The 14,968-nt window shown below is 67.2% G+C and carries 13 protein-coding genes and 2 pseudogenes; 11 read left to right on the forward strand and 4 right to left on the reverse strand.

Annotated features, from left to right (window positions below; genetic code table 11):
• Positions 1-119: 119 nt before the first annotated feature.
• The 5 genes from EET10_RS01570 (at position 120) to EET10_RS01590 (ending at position 5,979) form a co-directional block, all read left to right on the forward strand.
• On the forward strand, positions 120-404 hold the full coding sequence (locus EET10_RS01570) for a FeoA family protein (RefSeq protein ID WP_122501840.1): 285 nt from the start codon (positions 120-122) through the stop codon (positions 402-404).
• Positions 401-2,314: a ferrous iron transporter B gene (gene feoB / locus EET10_RS01575; RefSeq protein WP_099187920.1), complete on the forward strand. Its 1,914-nt coding sequence runs from the start codon at positions 401-403 to the stop codon at positions 2,312-2,314. The genes EET10_RS01570 and feoB overlap by 4 nt, the downstream gene beginning before the upstream one ends.
• A 47-nt stretch (positions 2,315-2,361) precedes the next feature.
• The gene (locus tag EET10_RS01580; protein ID WP_244601805.1) at positions 2,362-2,880 is read left to right on the forward strand and encodes a NifU family protein; all 519 of its coding nucleotides are present in this window, start codon (positions 2,362-2,364) and stop codon (positions 2,878-2,880) included.
• Positions 2,881-3,492: 612 nt separating this feature from the next.
• On the forward strand, positions 3,493-5,022 hold the full coding sequence (fadD4, locus tag EET10_RS01585; protein ID WP_036399144.1) for a fatty-acid--CoA ligase FadD4: 1,530 nt from the start codon (positions 3,493-3,495) through the stop codon (positions 5,020-5,022).
• A 3-nt stretch (positions 5,023-5,025) separates the two neighbouring features.
• On the forward strand, positions 5,026-5,979 hold the full coding sequence (locus EET10_RS01590) for an enoyl-CoA hydratase/isomerase family protein (RefSeq protein WP_122501841.1): 954 nt from the start codon (positions 5,026-5,028) through the stop codon (positions 5,977-5,979).
• A gap of 38 nt (positions 5,980-6,017) precedes the next feature.
• On the opposite strand, the gene EET10_RS01595 is transcribed toward EET10_RS01590, so the two are convergent.
• Together EET10_RS01595 and EET10_RS01600 are read right to left on the reverse strand one after the other, a co-directional pair.
• Complete coding sequence (locus tag EET10_RS01595) at positions 6,018-6,425, reverse strand: CD225/dispanin family protein (protein WP_036399140.1); 408 nt, start codon at positions 6,423-6,425, stop codon at positions 6,018-6,020.
• Positions 6,426-6,507: 82 nt separating this feature from the next.
• Positions 6,508-7,635 (reverse strand): acyl-CoA dehydrogenase family protein, encoded by a 1,128-nt coding sequence (locus EET10_RS01600; protein WP_425461701.1) that lies wholly within the window; start codon positions 7,633-7,635, stop codon positions 6,508-6,510.
• A 78-nt stretch (positions 7,636-7,713) separates the two neighbouring features.
• On the opposite strand from EET10_RS01600, the gene EET10_RS01605 reads away from it, so the two are divergent.
• The 3 genes from EET10_RS01605 to EET10_RS01615 are packed head-to-tail and all read left to right on the forward strand — an operon-like array spanning position 7,714 to position 11,227.
• On the forward strand, positions 7,714-8,724 hold the full coding sequence (locus tag EET10_RS01605) for a MaoC family dehydratase (RefSeq protein WP_063468287.1): 1,011 nt from the start codon (positions 7,714-7,716) through the stop codon (positions 8,722-8,724).
• A gap of 29 nt (positions 8,725-8,753) precedes the next feature.
• Positions 8,754-9,911 carry a CoA transferase gene (locus EET10_RS01610; protein ID WP_063468288.1) on the forward strand — a complete coding sequence of 386 codons (1,158 nt, stop codon included), beginning with the start codon at positions 8,754-8,756 and terminating at the stop codon, positions 9,909-9,911.
• Positions 9,905-11,227 (forward strand): amidohydrolase family protein, encoded by a 1,323-nt coding sequence (locus tag EET10_RS01615; protein WP_063468289.1) that lies wholly within the window; start codon positions 9,905-9,907, stop codon positions 11,225-11,227. The genes EET10_RS01610 and EET10_RS01615 overlap by 7 nt, the downstream gene beginning before the upstream one ends.
• 65 nt (positions 11,228-11,292) lie before the next feature.
• Here EET10_RS01615 and EET10_RS01620 read toward each other — a convergent pair.
• Positions 11,293-11,517 (reverse strand): annotated as a pseudogene (locus EET10_RS01620) (alpha/beta hydrolase fold domain-containing protein); the annotation flags it as partial.
• 103 nt (positions 11,518-11,620) lie between these two features.
• On the opposite strand from EET10_RS01620, the gene EET10_RS01625 reads away from it, so the two are divergent.
• Positions 11,621-11,896, forward strand: a complete 276-nt coding sequence (locus EET10_RS01625) for a hypothetical protein (protein ID WP_136622872.1) — start codon at positions 11,621-11,623, stop codon at positions 11,894-11,896.
• A 6-nt stretch (positions 11,897-11,902) separates the two neighbouring features.
• Here the strand turns inward: EET10_RS01625 and EET10_RS29425 are convergent.
• Positions 11,903-12,835: pseudogene (locus EET10_RS29425) on the reverse strand (hypothetical protein); the annotation flags it as partial.
• Between the two features lie 264 nt (positions 12,836-13,099).
• Here EET10_RS29425 and EET10_RS01645 point away from each other — a divergent pair.
• Both EET10_RS01645 and EET10_RS01650 read left to right on the forward strand, forming a co-directional pair.
• Positions 13,100-14,413 carry a molybdopterin-dependent oxidoreductase gene (locus tag EET10_RS01645; RefSeq protein ID WP_036399711.1) on the forward strand — a complete coding sequence of 438 codons (1,314 nt, stop codon included), beginning with the start codon at positions 13,100-13,102 and terminating at the stop codon, positions 14,411-14,413.
• A 1-nt stretch (position 14,414) separates the two neighbouring features.
• Positions 14,415-14,957, forward strand: a complete 543-nt coding sequence (locus EET10_RS01650) for a hypothetical protein (RefSeq protein ID WP_036399132.1) — start codon at positions 14,415-14,417, stop codon at positions 14,955-14,957.
• Positions 14,958-14,968: the final 11 nt, after the last annotated feature.

The following is a 14,968-nucleotide window of genomic DNA, read 5'->3' on the forward strand; positions in this document are numbered from 1 at the left end:
CCGCTGCCGCAGTCGCCCCCGGGCGCGGCTTCGGTGCCCATCTGGGTAAGCGGGCCATGGCCGCAAACGAAGTTAGGTGTACCTTACTAAGGCGACACTTATTACTTCGGAGGACGAGAATGCCAAAATCAGCGCCGCGCCCGCCTCGGCTATCGGGTTCGGCGATCGCGCTTACCGAGTTGGGGCCGGGCCAGCGGGCAACCATTGTGGGAACGGTGCCGCGAGCGCCTTCGGTGTTGGCACGGCGGCTGCGGCAGTTGGGATTTCGGGCGGCCTCCGTCGTCGAGGTAATTCGGCGCGCCCCACTGGGTGACCCGACTATCTACCGGGTTCAGGACACGGAACTGTGCCTGCGGCGGCGGGACGCACAGCTGATCGAAGTTGACCCAGGAAACGGCGCATGACGACCTGTCACGAGAAAAGCGGTGCCGCGATTTCGACTGCCGCCGCGCCACGGGTAGCCCTGGTTGGCAGTCCGAACGCGGGCAAGACGACCGTGTTCAACCAGCTGACCGGACTACGCGCCAAGACCGGCAACTATCCGGGTGTCACAGTCGGGCGCAGCGTCGGCATCGCCAAGTCCGGTGACATCGAGATCGCGGTTGAGGATCTGCCCGGCACTTACAGTCTCGACCCGATTAGCCCAGACGAGCAGGTGGTGGCTGACGTACTGGCCGGCGCGATGGCTGACACGGGCTGCCCCGACGCGATCGTCATTGTGGCCGACGCGACCACGCTGCACCGGTCCGTTGTCCTGGTGGCGCAGGTGCTGCGGCTTGACCTGCCGTGTCTGCTGGCGCTGACGATGACCGACGAATTGAGCGCCCGCGGCGGCGACATCGGCGTCGACGCCTTGTCGACGGCGATGGGCATCCCGGTCGTCGCGGTCATTGCGAACCGCGGCGTGGGCGTCGAAACGGTGCGCGATCGGCTGGCGTCCTTCGAGCGGTGGCAGCGTCCCCCGCTGCTGCCCCCGGGCGAGGATGACGCCGTCGGCGCCTGGGGCACCTCGGTGCTCAACGCGGCCGGTTACGTTGCTCCGCAACCCGATCGGCGCACGCGAGGGATCGACGCGGTGGTGCTGCACCCACTATGGGGCGCCGCGATCTTCTTTGCGGTGATGTTCTGCTTCTTCCAAATCGTTTTCACTGTCGCCGCGCCGCTGCAGGACCGGGTGGGCCGAGTGCTCGGCTGGCTCGGTGGACTGGTCAGCGACCACATCGACAACTATGTGGTGCGCGGTCTGCTCGGCCAGGGGCTCATCGGCGGTGTCGGCACGGTGCTGCAGTTCATCCCGCAGATCGTCTTGCTGTTCCTGCTGATTGCGTTGCTGGAAAACGTCGGCTACATGGCACGGGCCGCGTTCCTGATGGACCGGGTGATGGCCGCGACGGGATTGGAAGGTCGCGCATTTGTTGCGATGCTGTCGTCGTTCGCCTGCGCAATCCCGGGGATCATGGCCACGCGCACGCTGCCGTCATCTCGTGACCGGATCGCCACAATCATTACGGCCCCGCTGATGACGTGTTCGGCCAGGCTTCCGGTGTTCACTTTGCTGGTAGGAATGCTGGTGTCGCCGCGGACGCACTGGTGGGGCCTGAGCGCTCAGGGTGTCGTGATGTTTCTGCTCTATCTGTGCGGCGGGACCTCGGCGCTGATCGCGGCCTCGGTGTTCAAGTCGACGATCCTGCGCAGCGATATTCTGCCGTTCACGATGGAGTTTCCCCCTTACCGCTTTCCGTCGCCCAGGAACCTGCTCAACGCGATGTGGGATTCGGCGAAGATGTTCTTGCGCAAGGCGGGAACCATCATCCTGGGCACGTCGGTGGTGCTGTGGGTGCTGCTCAATCTGCCGGCGCCTGCGGCAGAGACCGCACACATGTCGCAGACGCAGGCCAGCACGTATGTGATGGACCATAGCTACGCCGCCGACGTCGGGAAGGCGATTGGGCCAGTATTCAAACCACTCGGTTTCGATTGGCACATCAATGTGGCACTGTTGGGATCCTTTTCGGCGCGCGAAGTGTTCGTGTCAGCCATTGGTCAGGTGTCGGCGGCGACCGACCCCGACAATCCGCACGGAGCACTGGTTGCTCTCCCGGACGACGACGGCCATAAGTTGTTCAGCGCGCCGACTGTTATCGCGCTGCTGGCGTATTTCGTCTTCGCGTTGCAATGCATGTCTACCGTCGCGGTGATGCGCCGCGAAACGAACTCCTGGCGGTGGCCTGCGGTCGCATTCTCCTACATGTTCGGTCTCGCCTGGGTAGCGGCGTTCGCAGCCAGATCGATCGCGATTGGCCTGGGTGCATGATCCCCCTGCACGCCACCGCCACCGGCAATCCGCGACAACTGCGATGGGTGGTCGCACCGGACCGGCTGCCACCCCTCGGCATTGTCCAGCACGCACCGGGCAGTCTGGGCGCACTACTGAAGAGTGGACTGATCGCCGAGATCGTCGTGTGCGCCACCGATATCTTGATCACCGTCGGCGAAACCCGTAGCTGGCGCGAGGTGGGAGACGATATTCGCACGGCGCTCACCGAGGCGCTGGTGGACCCGGCCGGTTGGCGGGTCGGCCAATCAATGAGCTCCGAGGCTCAGTTGACGACGATCGCGGAGGAAGTGCTCGCCGGTCCGATCGGGGAGCTTGCCAGTTCGCACGGCGGGTCGATTGAACTGGTTTCCGTTGTCGGTCTCAACGTGACTGTGCGGATGTCAGGTGCCTGCCGCGGATGCCTCGCCTCGAAGTCCACGCTTCGCGACAGGTTGCAGGGCGAACTGCGGCGACGAGCGGGTATCGAGGTCGCCGTTATCCCTGAAAACCCTTCAACTGCAACGGTATTAGGTAAGAGGCTGCGCTCGCTAGTCGTTCGTTGAGTGCTGCCGCATCTGCCCGGAACCAGACGCTGGCTTTGACGGTGCTGGCTTTGACGGTGCACCAGATGGGCCTGGAGGCGTACGGACGCGAGCGCTGTTACGCGAACAACGCCGCTGTCTCCGCGCACCGTGCGTAACGGCGGCCGCCCCCCGAACTCGAAATTGGCTAATCCGGACCCGCGCCGCATTGCCGTGGCAGATCGCTGCAAAGGCACATTGGGCAGCCGGTGACCCGATGAAGGCCGCTGACGATGTCGCGTCGGCTCTTAGGTATGACGCCTCAACCGGTGTCCGGTTAGCGGCTGAAGATGCGGCCCTGCCGATAAGTCTGGCCACCACTGACCTAACCATCATCGCCGCGGCGCTGAGCTGATGGCGCTGCCGGCGGTCGGCGGTGGGCTAACCGTTGACGACCGAAGTTCGCCCGTGGCGACGAGGCGACGCTGAGATACCCAGCACCGCAAGGCCATTTCATTGGCTCGGGGCTGCGGCCGGATCGTTAGAGCCGGTTAGTCGACATCGATGAACGCTGGATAGCCCGACTCAGGTGGCCGGCACCGGGGGACCGCGCCCTATTGCGCCGGTAACCGGGATGCGACGTACAGTCGGCTCATGCAGATCCGCCAGCACTTGGGCGACGGGGACAGCGCCAACAAACCGGCTGTCATCCTGCATCCGTCCGGGACCGTCGTCACCTTCGCAGAGCTGGAAGCCCGAGCCAATCGACTGGCGCACCGATTCCGTCAGGCGGGGCTGCGGGAAGGCGACGTCGTCGCCATTCTGATGGAGAACAACGAGCACATCCACGCTGTCATGTGGGCGGCACGCCGCAGCGGCTTGTACTACGTGCCGATCAACACCCACCTGTCCCCGGCCGAGGCGGCCTACATCGTCGACAACAGCAGCGCCAGTGCGATTGTCGGGTCCGTGGCGCTGCGCGAGACCTGCGCGGGTCTGGCCGGCCATCTTCCCGGAGGGCTGCCGGAGCTGCTGATGATCGCCGACGGCGAGTTGGCGGGCTGGGAGCGATACCCGGAATGCGTTGCCGGCCAACCCGGCACACCGATCAACGACGAACTGGAAGGCGACCTGCTGCAGTACTCGTCGGGAACCACCGGCCGGCCCAAGGGAATCAAACGCGAATTACCGCATGTCCCACCGGATCAGGCGCCCGGGATGATGTCGGTGCTGATCGATTACTGGATGGACCGTGAATCGGTGTACCTGAGCCCGGCGCCGCTCTACCACACCGCCCCGTCGGTGTGGTCGATGAGCGCCCAGGCCGGCGGTATCACCACGGTGGTGATGGAGAAGTTCGATCCCGAGTCGGCACTCGACGCCATCCAGCGTTACCGGGTGACGCATGGCCAGTTCGTACCGGCGATGTTCACCAGGATGTTGAAACTGCCTGATTCGGTGCGTAATTCGTACGATATGTCCAGCCTGAAGCGGGTGATGCACGCCGCGGCGCCGTGTCCGGTCGAGATCAAGATGCAGATGATGCACTGGTGGGGGCCGATTGTCGACGAGTACTACGCGTCCTCTGAAGCCATCGGGTCCACGCTGATCACCGCCGAGGATTGGCTGGCGCACCCCGGTTCGGTCGGCAAGCCGATGCAGGGCGCGGTTCATATCCTTGACCCCGACGGCAACGAACTGCCGCCGGGCCAGCCGGGCGAGATCTATTTCGAGGGTGGATACTCCTTCGAATATCTCAACGATCCGTCGAAAACCGCTGCGTCGCGCGACAAGCGCGGTTGGGTGACGGTGGGCGACATCGGCTATCTCGACGACCAGGGGTACCTGTACCTGACCGACCGGCGCCATCACATGATCATTTCCGGCGGCGTCAACATTTACCCGCAGGAAACCGAAAACGTGTTGGTGACGCACCCGAAGGTGCTCGACGCGGCGGTTTTCGGTGTCCCCGACGAAGAGATGGGGCAGCGGGTGATGGCGGCGGTGCAGACCATCGACCCAGCGGACGCAACCGAGGAATTCGCTGCTGAACTGTTGGTGTGGTTGCGGGATCGCCTGTCGCACTTCAAATGTCCGAAGGCCATCGGTTTCGAGGCGCAGTTGCCGCGCACCGACACCGGCAAGCTTTACAAGGACGGGCTGATCGAGAAGTATTCGGCTTGACCGATGTTGCGTGTCGTCGACCTGTCGAAACCCGCGGATGAGCGGGACGCCGGTGCGGCCTCGCCACCCGGCGTGATCGTCGCTCACGGCTCGCCTACGGATGGATTCTGGCTGGAGACAGCGACTTTCACGCTTACTGACGAGCCATCTGGCGATCGCCGGGTGGTCAGCGTGGCGTCGGTGCCCGAGGCGTTGGCCGACGTGACGCGGCGCTGCCAACGCTGGCCGCAGGCCAGCGCCATGTGCGACGACGTGCTGCGTGCTCTGGATCCCGCCGGAGCGACGTTGGCCGGCGTGGTCACCGAATCACTGGCCTATTCGACCCTGCAGGCCGGACCGGAATTCGCGCGCTGGCTCGACGATCGCGGCCCGGCCACCGCTCCCGGCACGGCCGACGCGGTGCTCGTGGAGCGCGACGAGGACACCCTGCGTATCCGGTTCAACCGGCCGCAACGACACAATGCGTTTTCCACCGATGTGCGCGCCGCACTGCTGGAGGCGCTGACCATCGCCCAGCTGGATCCGTCAGTCTCCGGAATCGTGTTGAGCGGCAACGGCCCATCGTTTTGCAGTGGTGGAGACCTTGCCGAGTTCGGCACCTTTGCCGATCCGGTAAGTGCGCACTTCGCCCGCACCCGGCATAGTCCGGCGCTGGTGCTCGACGAACTCAGAGCAAGGCTTGGCCCGGCGTGCCGGGCCGAGGTGCACGGGCGGGTGCTGGGCAGCGGGCTGGAGATGGCGGCGTTCTGCGGATGGGTCGTGGCCCGGCCCGATTCGGTGTTCGGGCTGCCGGAACTGGGCCTCGGGCTGATCCCTGGCGCCGGTGGCACCGTCAGCATCACCCGACGGATCGGACGCTGGCGCACGGCATATCTGGTGCTTTCCGGCCGAACTATCGACGCCGAGACCGCACTGGCCTGGGGCCTGGTAGACGCCATTTCGGCGGGCGCCGGCTAGGCGCAGACCTGCTGGCGCTCAACGTTGGGACGCCTCGGTCAGTAGCCGGAATAGGTGGTGACAGTGGAGGGCACGTTGTGATCGACTGATACGGCCACCGCAATCAGGATCACGTAAATCACCCCGACGATGACACCGATGACCGCCCCGGCGATCGCGCTGATTATCGCCCATTTCTTGGCGTTGGCGGATGCGGCCTGAGCCTCGGCGTAGCGGCCTTGGGCCCACAGCCCGGAGACCTTGGTGGAGTACACGATCGATACGATCCCGAACGGGAGGCAGCACAAGATCGTGGCCAGGATCGCCCAGACGAGGTAGTTATCCGGCTCTGGCGCATAGCCCGGCTGCGCGGCCGGCCAACCGGGTTGCGGCTGTTGACCCTGCCAGCCCGGCTGCTGGCCCTGCCACTCTGGGGAACCTCCGTACGGCCCTGGCGGATAACTCATGGCTGCCCTCCTTTGGTGCCTTACCCTTGGGTTCCCTGGGCGAAGTCAGGCAAATATACAGCACCGGCCGGCCGGGTACCGGCTAGATGCCGCCCCGGGCCACCAGTTGTCCGGCGATCACATTGCGCTGGATCTCGTTGGTACCTTCGCCGACGATCATCAGGGGCGCATCGCGGAAATAGCGTTCGACGTCGTATTCGGTTGAGTAGCCGTAGCCGCCGTGGATGCGCACCGCGTTCAACGCGATCTCCATCGCCACCTCGGAGGCGAACAGCTTGGCCATTCCGGCCTCCATGTCGCAGCGCTGGCCGCTGTCGTAGCGCTCGGCGGCGTAGCGGGTCAGTTGGCGGGCGGCGGTGAGTTTGGTTGCCATGTCGGCCAGATAGTTGCCGACGGCCTGATGCTTCCAAATCGGCTGGCCGAAGCTCTCCCGCTGCTGGGCATAGGCGAGCGCGTCTTCCAGCGCCGCGGTTGCCACCCCCAGGGCACGGGCCGCCACTTGGATGCGGCCCGTTTCGAGGCCCTTCATCATCTGCGAAAAGCCTTCCCCCATACGGTTTCCCAGAACCGCCGATACCGGCGCCCGGTAGTCGTCGAAGGACAGCTCGCAGGACTCGACGCCCTTGTAGCCCAGCTTGGGCAGGTCCCGCGACACCGTCAGGCCCGGTCCGGGCTCGACCAGCACGATCGAGATTCCCTTATGGCGCGGTAGGGCATTGGGATCGGTCTTGCACAGCAACGCGATCAGCCCGGAGCGGCGCGCGTTGGTGATCCAGGTCTTGGCGCCGTTGATCCGCAAGCCGCCCGCTTCGGATACCAGCGCGGTGGTCGACATGCTCTGCAGGTCTGAGCCGCCGCCGGGCTCGGTGAGCGCCATGGTGGCCCGCAGCTCGCCGGTGGCCATCGGCGGCAGATACGCCGTCTTCTGCTCTTCGGCACCGAACAGCGTCAGCAGTTTGGCCACCACGGTGTGCCCGCCCATCGCCCCGGCCAGGCTCATCCAGCCGCGGGCCAGCTCCTGGGTGACCTGCACATAGCACGGCATCGACACCGGCGACCCGCCGTACTCTTCGGGGACCGCCAGGCCGAAGATGCCGATCCGCTTCATCTGTTCGATCCACGCCTCGGGGTAGGCGTTGGCGTGCTCCACCTCGCGGACGTTCGGTTTCACATCGCGGTCGATGAAGGCCCGCACGGTGTCGACCAGCATCGCTTCTTCGTGATTCAGCTCATTGCTCACCCGTGTCATATTGACCCTCGCTTCGACCGGCTGCCAGCATGTGGCGTTGTGACATACGCGGACACCCGCCCGGGCGGCCCCTACTTCGACGACCTCTCGGTAGGCCAGACATTCGACTGGGCACCGGCGATGACGCTGTCGTCGGGGCTGGCCGCGGCCCATCAGGCAATCGTGGGTGACCGGCTGCGGCTGGCCCTGGACGCGGAGCTGTGCGCGGCGGTGATCGGCGCATCCGCACCGCTGGCGCACCCGGGCCTGGTGTGCGACGTGGCGATCGGGCAGTCGACCCTGGTGACTCAGCGGGTCAAAGCCAACCTGTTCTACCGGGGGCTGACGTTTCACCGGTTCCCGGTGATCGGCGACACCGTCTGCACGCGCACCGAAGTGGTCGGATTGCGGGCCAACGCGGCCAAACCGGGCCGCGCCCCAACAGGACTGGCGGCGCTGCGGATGACGACCGTCGACCAGGCCGATCGGTTGGTGCTCGACTTCTACCGGTGCGCGATGCTGCCCGCGAGCCCGGATTGGCGGCCTGACCGTCCCGAGGCCCCCGGCGATGATTTGTCCACCATCGGCGCCGACGTGACCGGACCGGCCGTCGACCCCACCGCCCATTGGGACGCCGAGGCCTTCCGCAACCGGGTGCCGGGTCCGCACTTCGACGCCGCTATTGCGGGTTCGGTCCTGCACAGCACCGCAGACCTGGTCAGCAGCGCACCCGAGCTGGCCCGGCTCACCCTGAATATTGCCGCGACACACCATGATTCGCGTGTCGGCGGGCGGCGTCTGGTCTACGGCGGGCACACCATCGGGCTGGCGTTCGCGCAGGCCTGCCGATTGCTGCCGAATCTGGTGGCGGTGCTGGGCTGGCAACACTGCGACCACACCGGGCCGGTGCGCGAGGGCGACACCCTCTATAGCGCGCTGCACGTCGAGTCCGCCGAGCCCACCGGGAACGGCGGCGTGCTGGGGCTGCGGTCGCAGGTCTACGCCGTCAGCGACGCCGCCGAGCCGGACCGGCAGGTGCTGGACTGGCGCTTCACCGCGCTGCAGTTCTGAACCGCCGCGCGAGCATTACGCTCGGCAGGGTGAGCTGCGCCCTGGCCAGGTGGGGGAGTAGCGGGCTGGCCTACTTGACCGGTCTGCCCGGCGGGCCGCCCGACTTCTCCCGCGCCAACGTGCTGAGCCGCGCCGAGACGATCACCGCCCATGCGGCCACTCTGCTGACCGGGCGGGCCGGCTTGCTGGGACTGACCCGCCGGGGCCGGGTGTCGGCCGGCGGAGCCACCCGGTTGGTCGCGGCCGCCGACGGCTGGCTCGCAATCACATTGTCGCGCCCCGACGACGTCGCCGCCGTTCCCGCGCTGCTGCAGGTCGATCGGCTGCCCGAAGACCCCTGGCCCACCCTGCAGCGATGGGTCGCGACGTCGCATCGGTCCACGATCATCGATCGGACCCAGCTCCTCGACATCCCCGCCGCGGCGCTCGGCGAGGCAACGGCCGCACCGCCGCGGATTCGTCGCGTCGGGCCGCGCGGAGCGGTGCGCGGACCGGCCGGCCTGCTCGTCGCCGACCTGTCGTCGATGTGGGCCGGTCCGCTCTGCGGGCAGCTGCTGGCCCGGGCCGGGGCGACCGTCGTGAAAATCGAAAGCCCGCGCCGTCCCGACGGCACCAGGGCCGGCGACCGCGCCTTCTTCGATTGGATCAACGGTGAAAAACTCTCGTACTGCCTCGATTTCGACGAACAGGCCGGCGAGCTGCGGCAGCTGTTGACGGTCGCGGACATCGTGATCGAGGGTTCACGGCCCGCTGCGTTGGCGCGACGACGCCTCGGACCCGACCACATTGCGCCGCGGCCCGGGCGAATCTGGTTGCGCGTCAACGGCTATGGCGAACAGCCCGGCCGGCCGGCATTCGGTGACGACGCCGCGGTGGCCGGTGGACTCGTCGGATCCGCTGCCGACGGGCCGGTGTTCTGCGGCGACGCCATCGCCGACCCGCTGGCCGGCATCGAGGCAAGCCAGGCGATCACCGAATCGCTGGGCCGCGGCGGCGGCGAACTCATCCACGTATCCCTGACTTCCGTCGCCGCCAGCTATGCGGCATTACCACTGACGGCATCGGCATCGACGTACCCGGCGCTGCCACCGTCGCCGCCGCCGCCGTGCGGGGCGGCCGCCGAACGCGGCGCCGACAACGACGCCGTGCGCCGCCTCGTCGGTCAAAGACTCGCGCGGCCATGCTGATTCGGCGGGCGACCTTGCTCGACGGGACCAGGACCGACATCCGGGTGGGCGCTTTGATCGACGAAGTCGGCGACGGCCTGGTCGCTGCGCCGGGTGAACGGGTTCTCGACGCAGCCGGCGGGACGGTGCTGCCCGGCCTGCACGACCACCACGTGCACCTGCGCTCGGCGGCCGCGGCGCTGGATTCGCTACTCCTCGGACCACCGGCTGTCTTGACCAAAAGGATGCTGGCACAGGCACTGTCGATGGCCATGCCAAGCTCCGACGGGTGGATCCGCGCGATCGGATACCACGAGTCCGTCGCCGGGCGGTTGGACCGCGACGTGCTCGATGCGCTGGTTCCCGATATTCCGCTGCGCATCCAGCATCGCAGTGGTGCCCAGTGGATTCTCAACTCCGCGGCACTGGGCCGCGTCGGCCTGGCCGGCCACCCCGATGGTCGGCTGCCCAGCGCCGATTCCGGTTGGCCGGACGGGTTGCCACGGCGCGAAATCGACCTTGCGCGGCTGAGCGATCGGCTCACCTCGATGGGCGTCACCGGAGTCACCGACGCCACCCCGGATCTCGGTGCCGACGACATGGACTCGTTGCTGACGGCGCATCGCCGCGGCGAATTCCGGCCGCGAGTGCGGCTCCTGGCGCCAGGCAAGAAGATCTTGCACGACGATCGGCTGGATCTGGACGCCCTGACGACCTGGATCGCCGGCTGCCACCACGCCGGCCGCCCGGTGGCCGTGCACTGCGTGACCGCGGCTCAGCTGGTGGTGACCATCGCGGCGTTGCGCGCTGCCGGCACCCATCAGCTCGATCGGATCGAGCACGCCGCCGTGGTGCCCGACGACAACGTGGCCGACCTGTGCGATCTCGGGGTGACCGTGGTGACTCAGCCCAATTTCGTTGCCGAGCGCGGTGATCAGTACCGTGCCGAGATCCCGGCCGTCGAGCTTCATCAGCTCTGGCGAATTGCGTCGCTCCTGAAAGCGCAAGTGCCGGTCGCATTGTCGACCGATATGCCGTTCGGTCGCGGCGACCCGTGGGCGGCCATGCGCGCCGCGGTGCATCGCGCCACAACCGGGGGGGCCGTGCTCAATCCCGATGAATGCGTCCCGGCGCGAACAGCCTTGACAATGTTTCTGGGTCACCCGGATGAGCCGGGGCGGGCGCGCACGGTTGCGGCGGGGCAACCTGGGGACCTGTGCGTGCTGTCGCCCCCGCCCGCGACGGTGCTGGCTCAGCTGGACGCCGGCCTGGTGACGGCAACCATCGTCGGCGGCGAGATCGCCTATACCAGCGGCCCGGATTGCCCGCGAGCGTAACGCCACGGCGAAAAGCCGGGCCCCGCCCCGCCGGAATTTCGCCGTGGCATTCCATTCGGCGCTGATCAACCCACCTGCGTCAGCGCCGCCCGCAGCACACCGCACTTCTGAGCCTTAGCGAAGAATCGCTGTGACACTTGGGATTTCGGTGCTACCACGTCGAAGCCGTGGACCGCGCCCGGCACCAGGTCGACCCGACAGGGCACCCCGGCGGCTTCCAACCGCCGGGCATGGTCGAGGTCCTCGTCGTGAAACAGGTCATGGGTGCCGACGCCGATCCAGATCCGTGCTCACCGGCGCGGTCGGGGCGGCCCCGGCACTTTCCTCGTTCCGACACCCACCACGGAGCCTGTTCATCCGTGAATTCAGGCCAAAGCGAAAGCCTTGACTGGCATGGCCATCCTCATCCGGCGGCCTCAAGCAATTTCTTGCCTCCGCCAACGACAAGCTCGAACTGTTCTTCCTGCCGGGGTAGTGGCCCGAACTCACGCCGACGAGTGGATGTGGAAGAACGTCAAAACACGGCCGGTCGACAAGACCGGCGTCACCAGCAATAACGATCTCAAGACCAGCGCCACCAACACTCCGCACAGGCTGCATAAGCAGACAGTCCCGGGGCCTGGTCGGGGGATTTTTCGCGATCCGAATTCGGTCCGCATCGCCGCCTGACTCGACTTACTTACGAACCTTCTCAATAGGTGAAGAGCCGGGCTCAGTCAACCCATCCGATCCGGAGTCGCCGTACAGTCGCCCGCCGGTGCCTCCGGCGCCGCCCGCGAAGCCGCCGGTCCCTTCTCCGCCCGCGCCGCCGTTACCGACAAACAGCGCATTCCCGCCGGCGCCACCGGTATTACCGGCCCCATTGCTTCCCTTCCATTCACCCAGGCCGCCAATCCCGCCGTGGCCGGCATTGCCGCCTTCCCCACCGTTTCCGATCAGTCCGGCAATACCGCCGTCTCCTCCAGCGCCGCCGTTACCTCCAGATCCCCCAGTGGCGCCGCCGCAAGAGTTCCCGCCGGTGCCCCCGCTACCACCGGCCCCTCCGGAGCCACCCGATCCTATCCAGAGGCCGCCGGCACCACCGGCCCCGCCAGTACCGCCGGCCCCGCCAGAACCACCGGTAGCGTACATAACTTGTCCGGAACCACCGCCGGCCCCGCCTTGCCCGCCGGCCCCGCCGGCACCACCATCACCGAACCATCGCGCGCTTCCACCAGCGCCACCAGCGCCACCAGCCCCACCTGCCCCGTCACTCCCGCCAATCTGATTGTTCCCAGAACCGCCACCAGCCCTACCAGCCCCACCCTCGCCGCCGTTGCCCCCGTTGCCCCCGTTGCCATACAACAGGCCACCGTGACCGCCGTGACCGCCGTTACCGCCGATCCCGGCGGTTCCGACGGCTCCGCCGTTGCCGCCGTTCCCGAAGAGTCCGGCTGCGCCGCCGTTGCCGCCGTTACCGCCGAATCCGCCAGCGGTCCCCGCGGTTCCTCCGTTGCCTCCGTTGCCGAACAGTCCGCCGGCGCCGCCGTTGCCTCCGTTGCCGAACAACCCGGCCGCTCCGGCGCCGCCGTTGCCGCCGTTGCCGATGAGTAGTCCGCCGTGGCCGCCGTTCGCGGGTGTGCATACGTCGCCGCCAAGGTCTCGGCTCCACCATCGCCGCGATGAGACGCGATGAGGGATGCGCGTCGGTCACATCAGCCGGGTACGACCTGACGTTGCACGCGCGCACGGTTAGGTTCGCCTAGAGTCAGCGCGGGAGGTCGGGCCGTGGATTCGAAGGGCATCGGTTGGCGTAAACAGCGCCGCGACACGGGCGGCGCGGCCGGGGCGGACGCTGATCGGCGGGCAGGTGATCGCCAGCCTGGCGGCCCGATAGGTGTTCCGGAGCGACAACAAGACCCAACCCACGGTTTTCCCGTCGGCCTTTGGCGCACTCTGGAGCGTTATCCACCCCCGGGTGCGCACCGGCTGAACCGCTTTCGCAGCCCGCTGCGCGGCCCGTGGCTGACATCGGTGTTCGGACTGGTGCTGTTGGTGACGTTGCCGATCGTGGTCATCACCGGACTGCTGTCCTATATCGCCTATGCACCGCAATTGGGTCAGGCGATCCCTGGCGACGTCGGGTGGCTGCGGCTGCCCGCATTCGCCTGGCCCACCCGGCCGTCGTGGCTGTACCGGCTGACCCAGGGTGTCCATGTCGGGCTGGGTCTGCTGATCATCCCGGTGGTGTTGGCCAAGCTGTGGTCGGTGATCCCGAAACTGTTCGTCTGGCCGCCCGCACGGTCGATCGCCCAGCTGCTGGAACGGGTGTCGTTGTTGATGCTGGTCGGTGGGGTGCTGTTCGAGATCGTCACCGGGGTGCTCAACATCCAGTACGACTACATCTTCGGGTTCAGCTTCTACGCCGGGCACTATTTCGGGGCGTGGGTTTTCATCGCCGGTTTCCTGATGCATATCGCGCTCAAGATTCCGCGCATGATCACCGGGCTGCGGTCGCTGTCGATGCGAGAAGTGCTGCACGCCAACGTGACCGACACCCGGCCCGAACCGCCGGATCCCGACGGGCTGGTGGCAGCCGCCCCGGCGGAGCCGACAGTGAGCAGGCGCGGCGCCCTGGCCCTGGTGGGCTCCGGTGTGCTGTTGATCGCGGTGCTGACAGTCGGTCAGACCCTCGGCGGGCCGGCGCGCAGCGTGGCACTGCTCTTGCCACGCGGGCGCGGTCGAGATTTCCCGGTCAACAAGACCGCTGCAGCCGCCGCGATCACACCCGACAGCGTCGGCGAGAGGTGGCGGCTGATACTGCGCGGCGGTCCGGTAGAGGTGGTACTGGATCGAGCCGCCCTGGCCGGACTGCCGCAGCGCACCGCGCGGCTGCCGATCGCCTGCGTGGAAGGCTGGTCGACCGTGCAGACCTGGACCGGGGTCCGGCTGGCCGACCTGGCCCGAATGGCCGGGGTCCCGGCACCGCGCTCGGCGCAAGTGGTGTCGTTGCAGCGCGGCGGGGCATTCGGCACGGCGCGCCTGCACGCCAACCAGATCAACGATCCCGATGCGCTACTTGCATTGCGGGTCAACGGCGACGACCTACCCCTTGACCACGGCTACCCGGCCCGCATCATCGTTCCCGCGCTGCCGGGTGTGCACAACACCAAATGGGTCGCGGTCATAGAATTCGAGCCGAGCTGAAATGCGAAGAGCGACAAAATGGTTTGGCCACTACTACGGCGCTCATCCACTGCACCTGTTGACGATGCTGTCCGGCTTCGCGCTGCTCGGCTACCTGCTGGCCACCTTCACGCCCGCCACGCTGTGGAACCCCGGCACCTGGTGGCAGTCGATCGCGGTCTGGTTCGCTGCCGCCCTGATCGCCCACGACCTGCTGCTCTTCCCGCTCTACGCGCTGGCCGACCGCGCCCTAGCGGCGCCTGGGCGTCGGCCGGGCCGCTGTCAACCAGAAGTCAGCGCGCGCAACCACGTTCGCATCCCGGCGCTGGGAGCGGGGCTGACCCTGCTGATCTTCCTGCCCGGCATCATCGAACAGGGCGCACCGACCTACCTGGCCGCGACCGGCCAGACTCAGCAGCCGTTTCTGGGCAGGTGGCTATTGCTGACCGCGACGATGTTCGCCGCCAGCGCCGTCGTTTACGCTGCCCGGCGCGTCGTTGGGCGTCGACAGGCCGCGGCCGGCCCACAGCGCGGTAGCGAACCACCGCGATGTGATCGTGGTTAGCGCGAACCTGG

It is taken from the genome of Mycobacterium pseudokansasii (assembly GCF_900566075.1).
GTDB classification, from domain to species: domain Bacteria; phylum Actinomycetota; class Actinomycetes; order Mycobacteriales; family Mycobacteriaceae; genus Mycobacterium; species Mycobacterium pseudokansasii.

Excerpts from the sequence above, each read along its gene's own strand:
- EET10_RS01570 (WP_122501840.1), top strand. The coding sequence starts at position 120 with ATGCCAAAATCAGCGCCGCGCCCGCCTCGGCTATCGGGTTCGGCGATC.
- feoB (WP_099187920.1), top strand. The coding sequence starts at position 401 with ATGACGACCTGTCACGAGAAAAGCGGTGCCGCGATTTCGACTGCCGCC.
- fadD4 (WP_036399144.1), top strand. The coding sequence starts at position 3,493 with ATGCAGATCCGCCAGCACTTGGGCGACGGGGACAGCGCCAACAAACCG.
- EET10_RS01590 (WP_122501841.1), top strand. The coding sequence starts at position 5,026 with ATGTTGCGTGTCGTCGACCTGTCGAAACCCGCGGATGAGCGGGACGCC.
- EET10_RS01595 (WP_036399140.1), bottom strand. The coding sequence starts at position 6,425 with ATGAGTTATCCGCCAGGGCCGTACGGAGGTTCCCCAGAGTGGCAGGGC.
- EET10_RS01600 (WP_425461701.1), bottom strand. The coding sequence starts at position 7,635 with ATGCTGGTCGACACCGTGCGGGCCTTCATCGACCGCGATGTGAAACCG.
- EET10_RS01615 (WP_063468289.1), top strand. The coding sequence starts at position 9,905 with ATGCTGATTCGGCGGGCGACCTTGCTCGACGGGACCAGGACCGACATC.
- EET10_RS01625 (WP_136622872.1), top strand. The coding sequence starts at position 11,621 with ATGGCCATCCTCATCCGGCGGCCTCAAGCAATTTCTTGCCTCCGCCAA.
- EET10_RS01650 (WP_036399132.1), top strand. The coding sequence starts at position 14,415 with ATGCGAAGAGCGACAAAATGGTTTGGCCACTACTACGGCGCTCATCCA.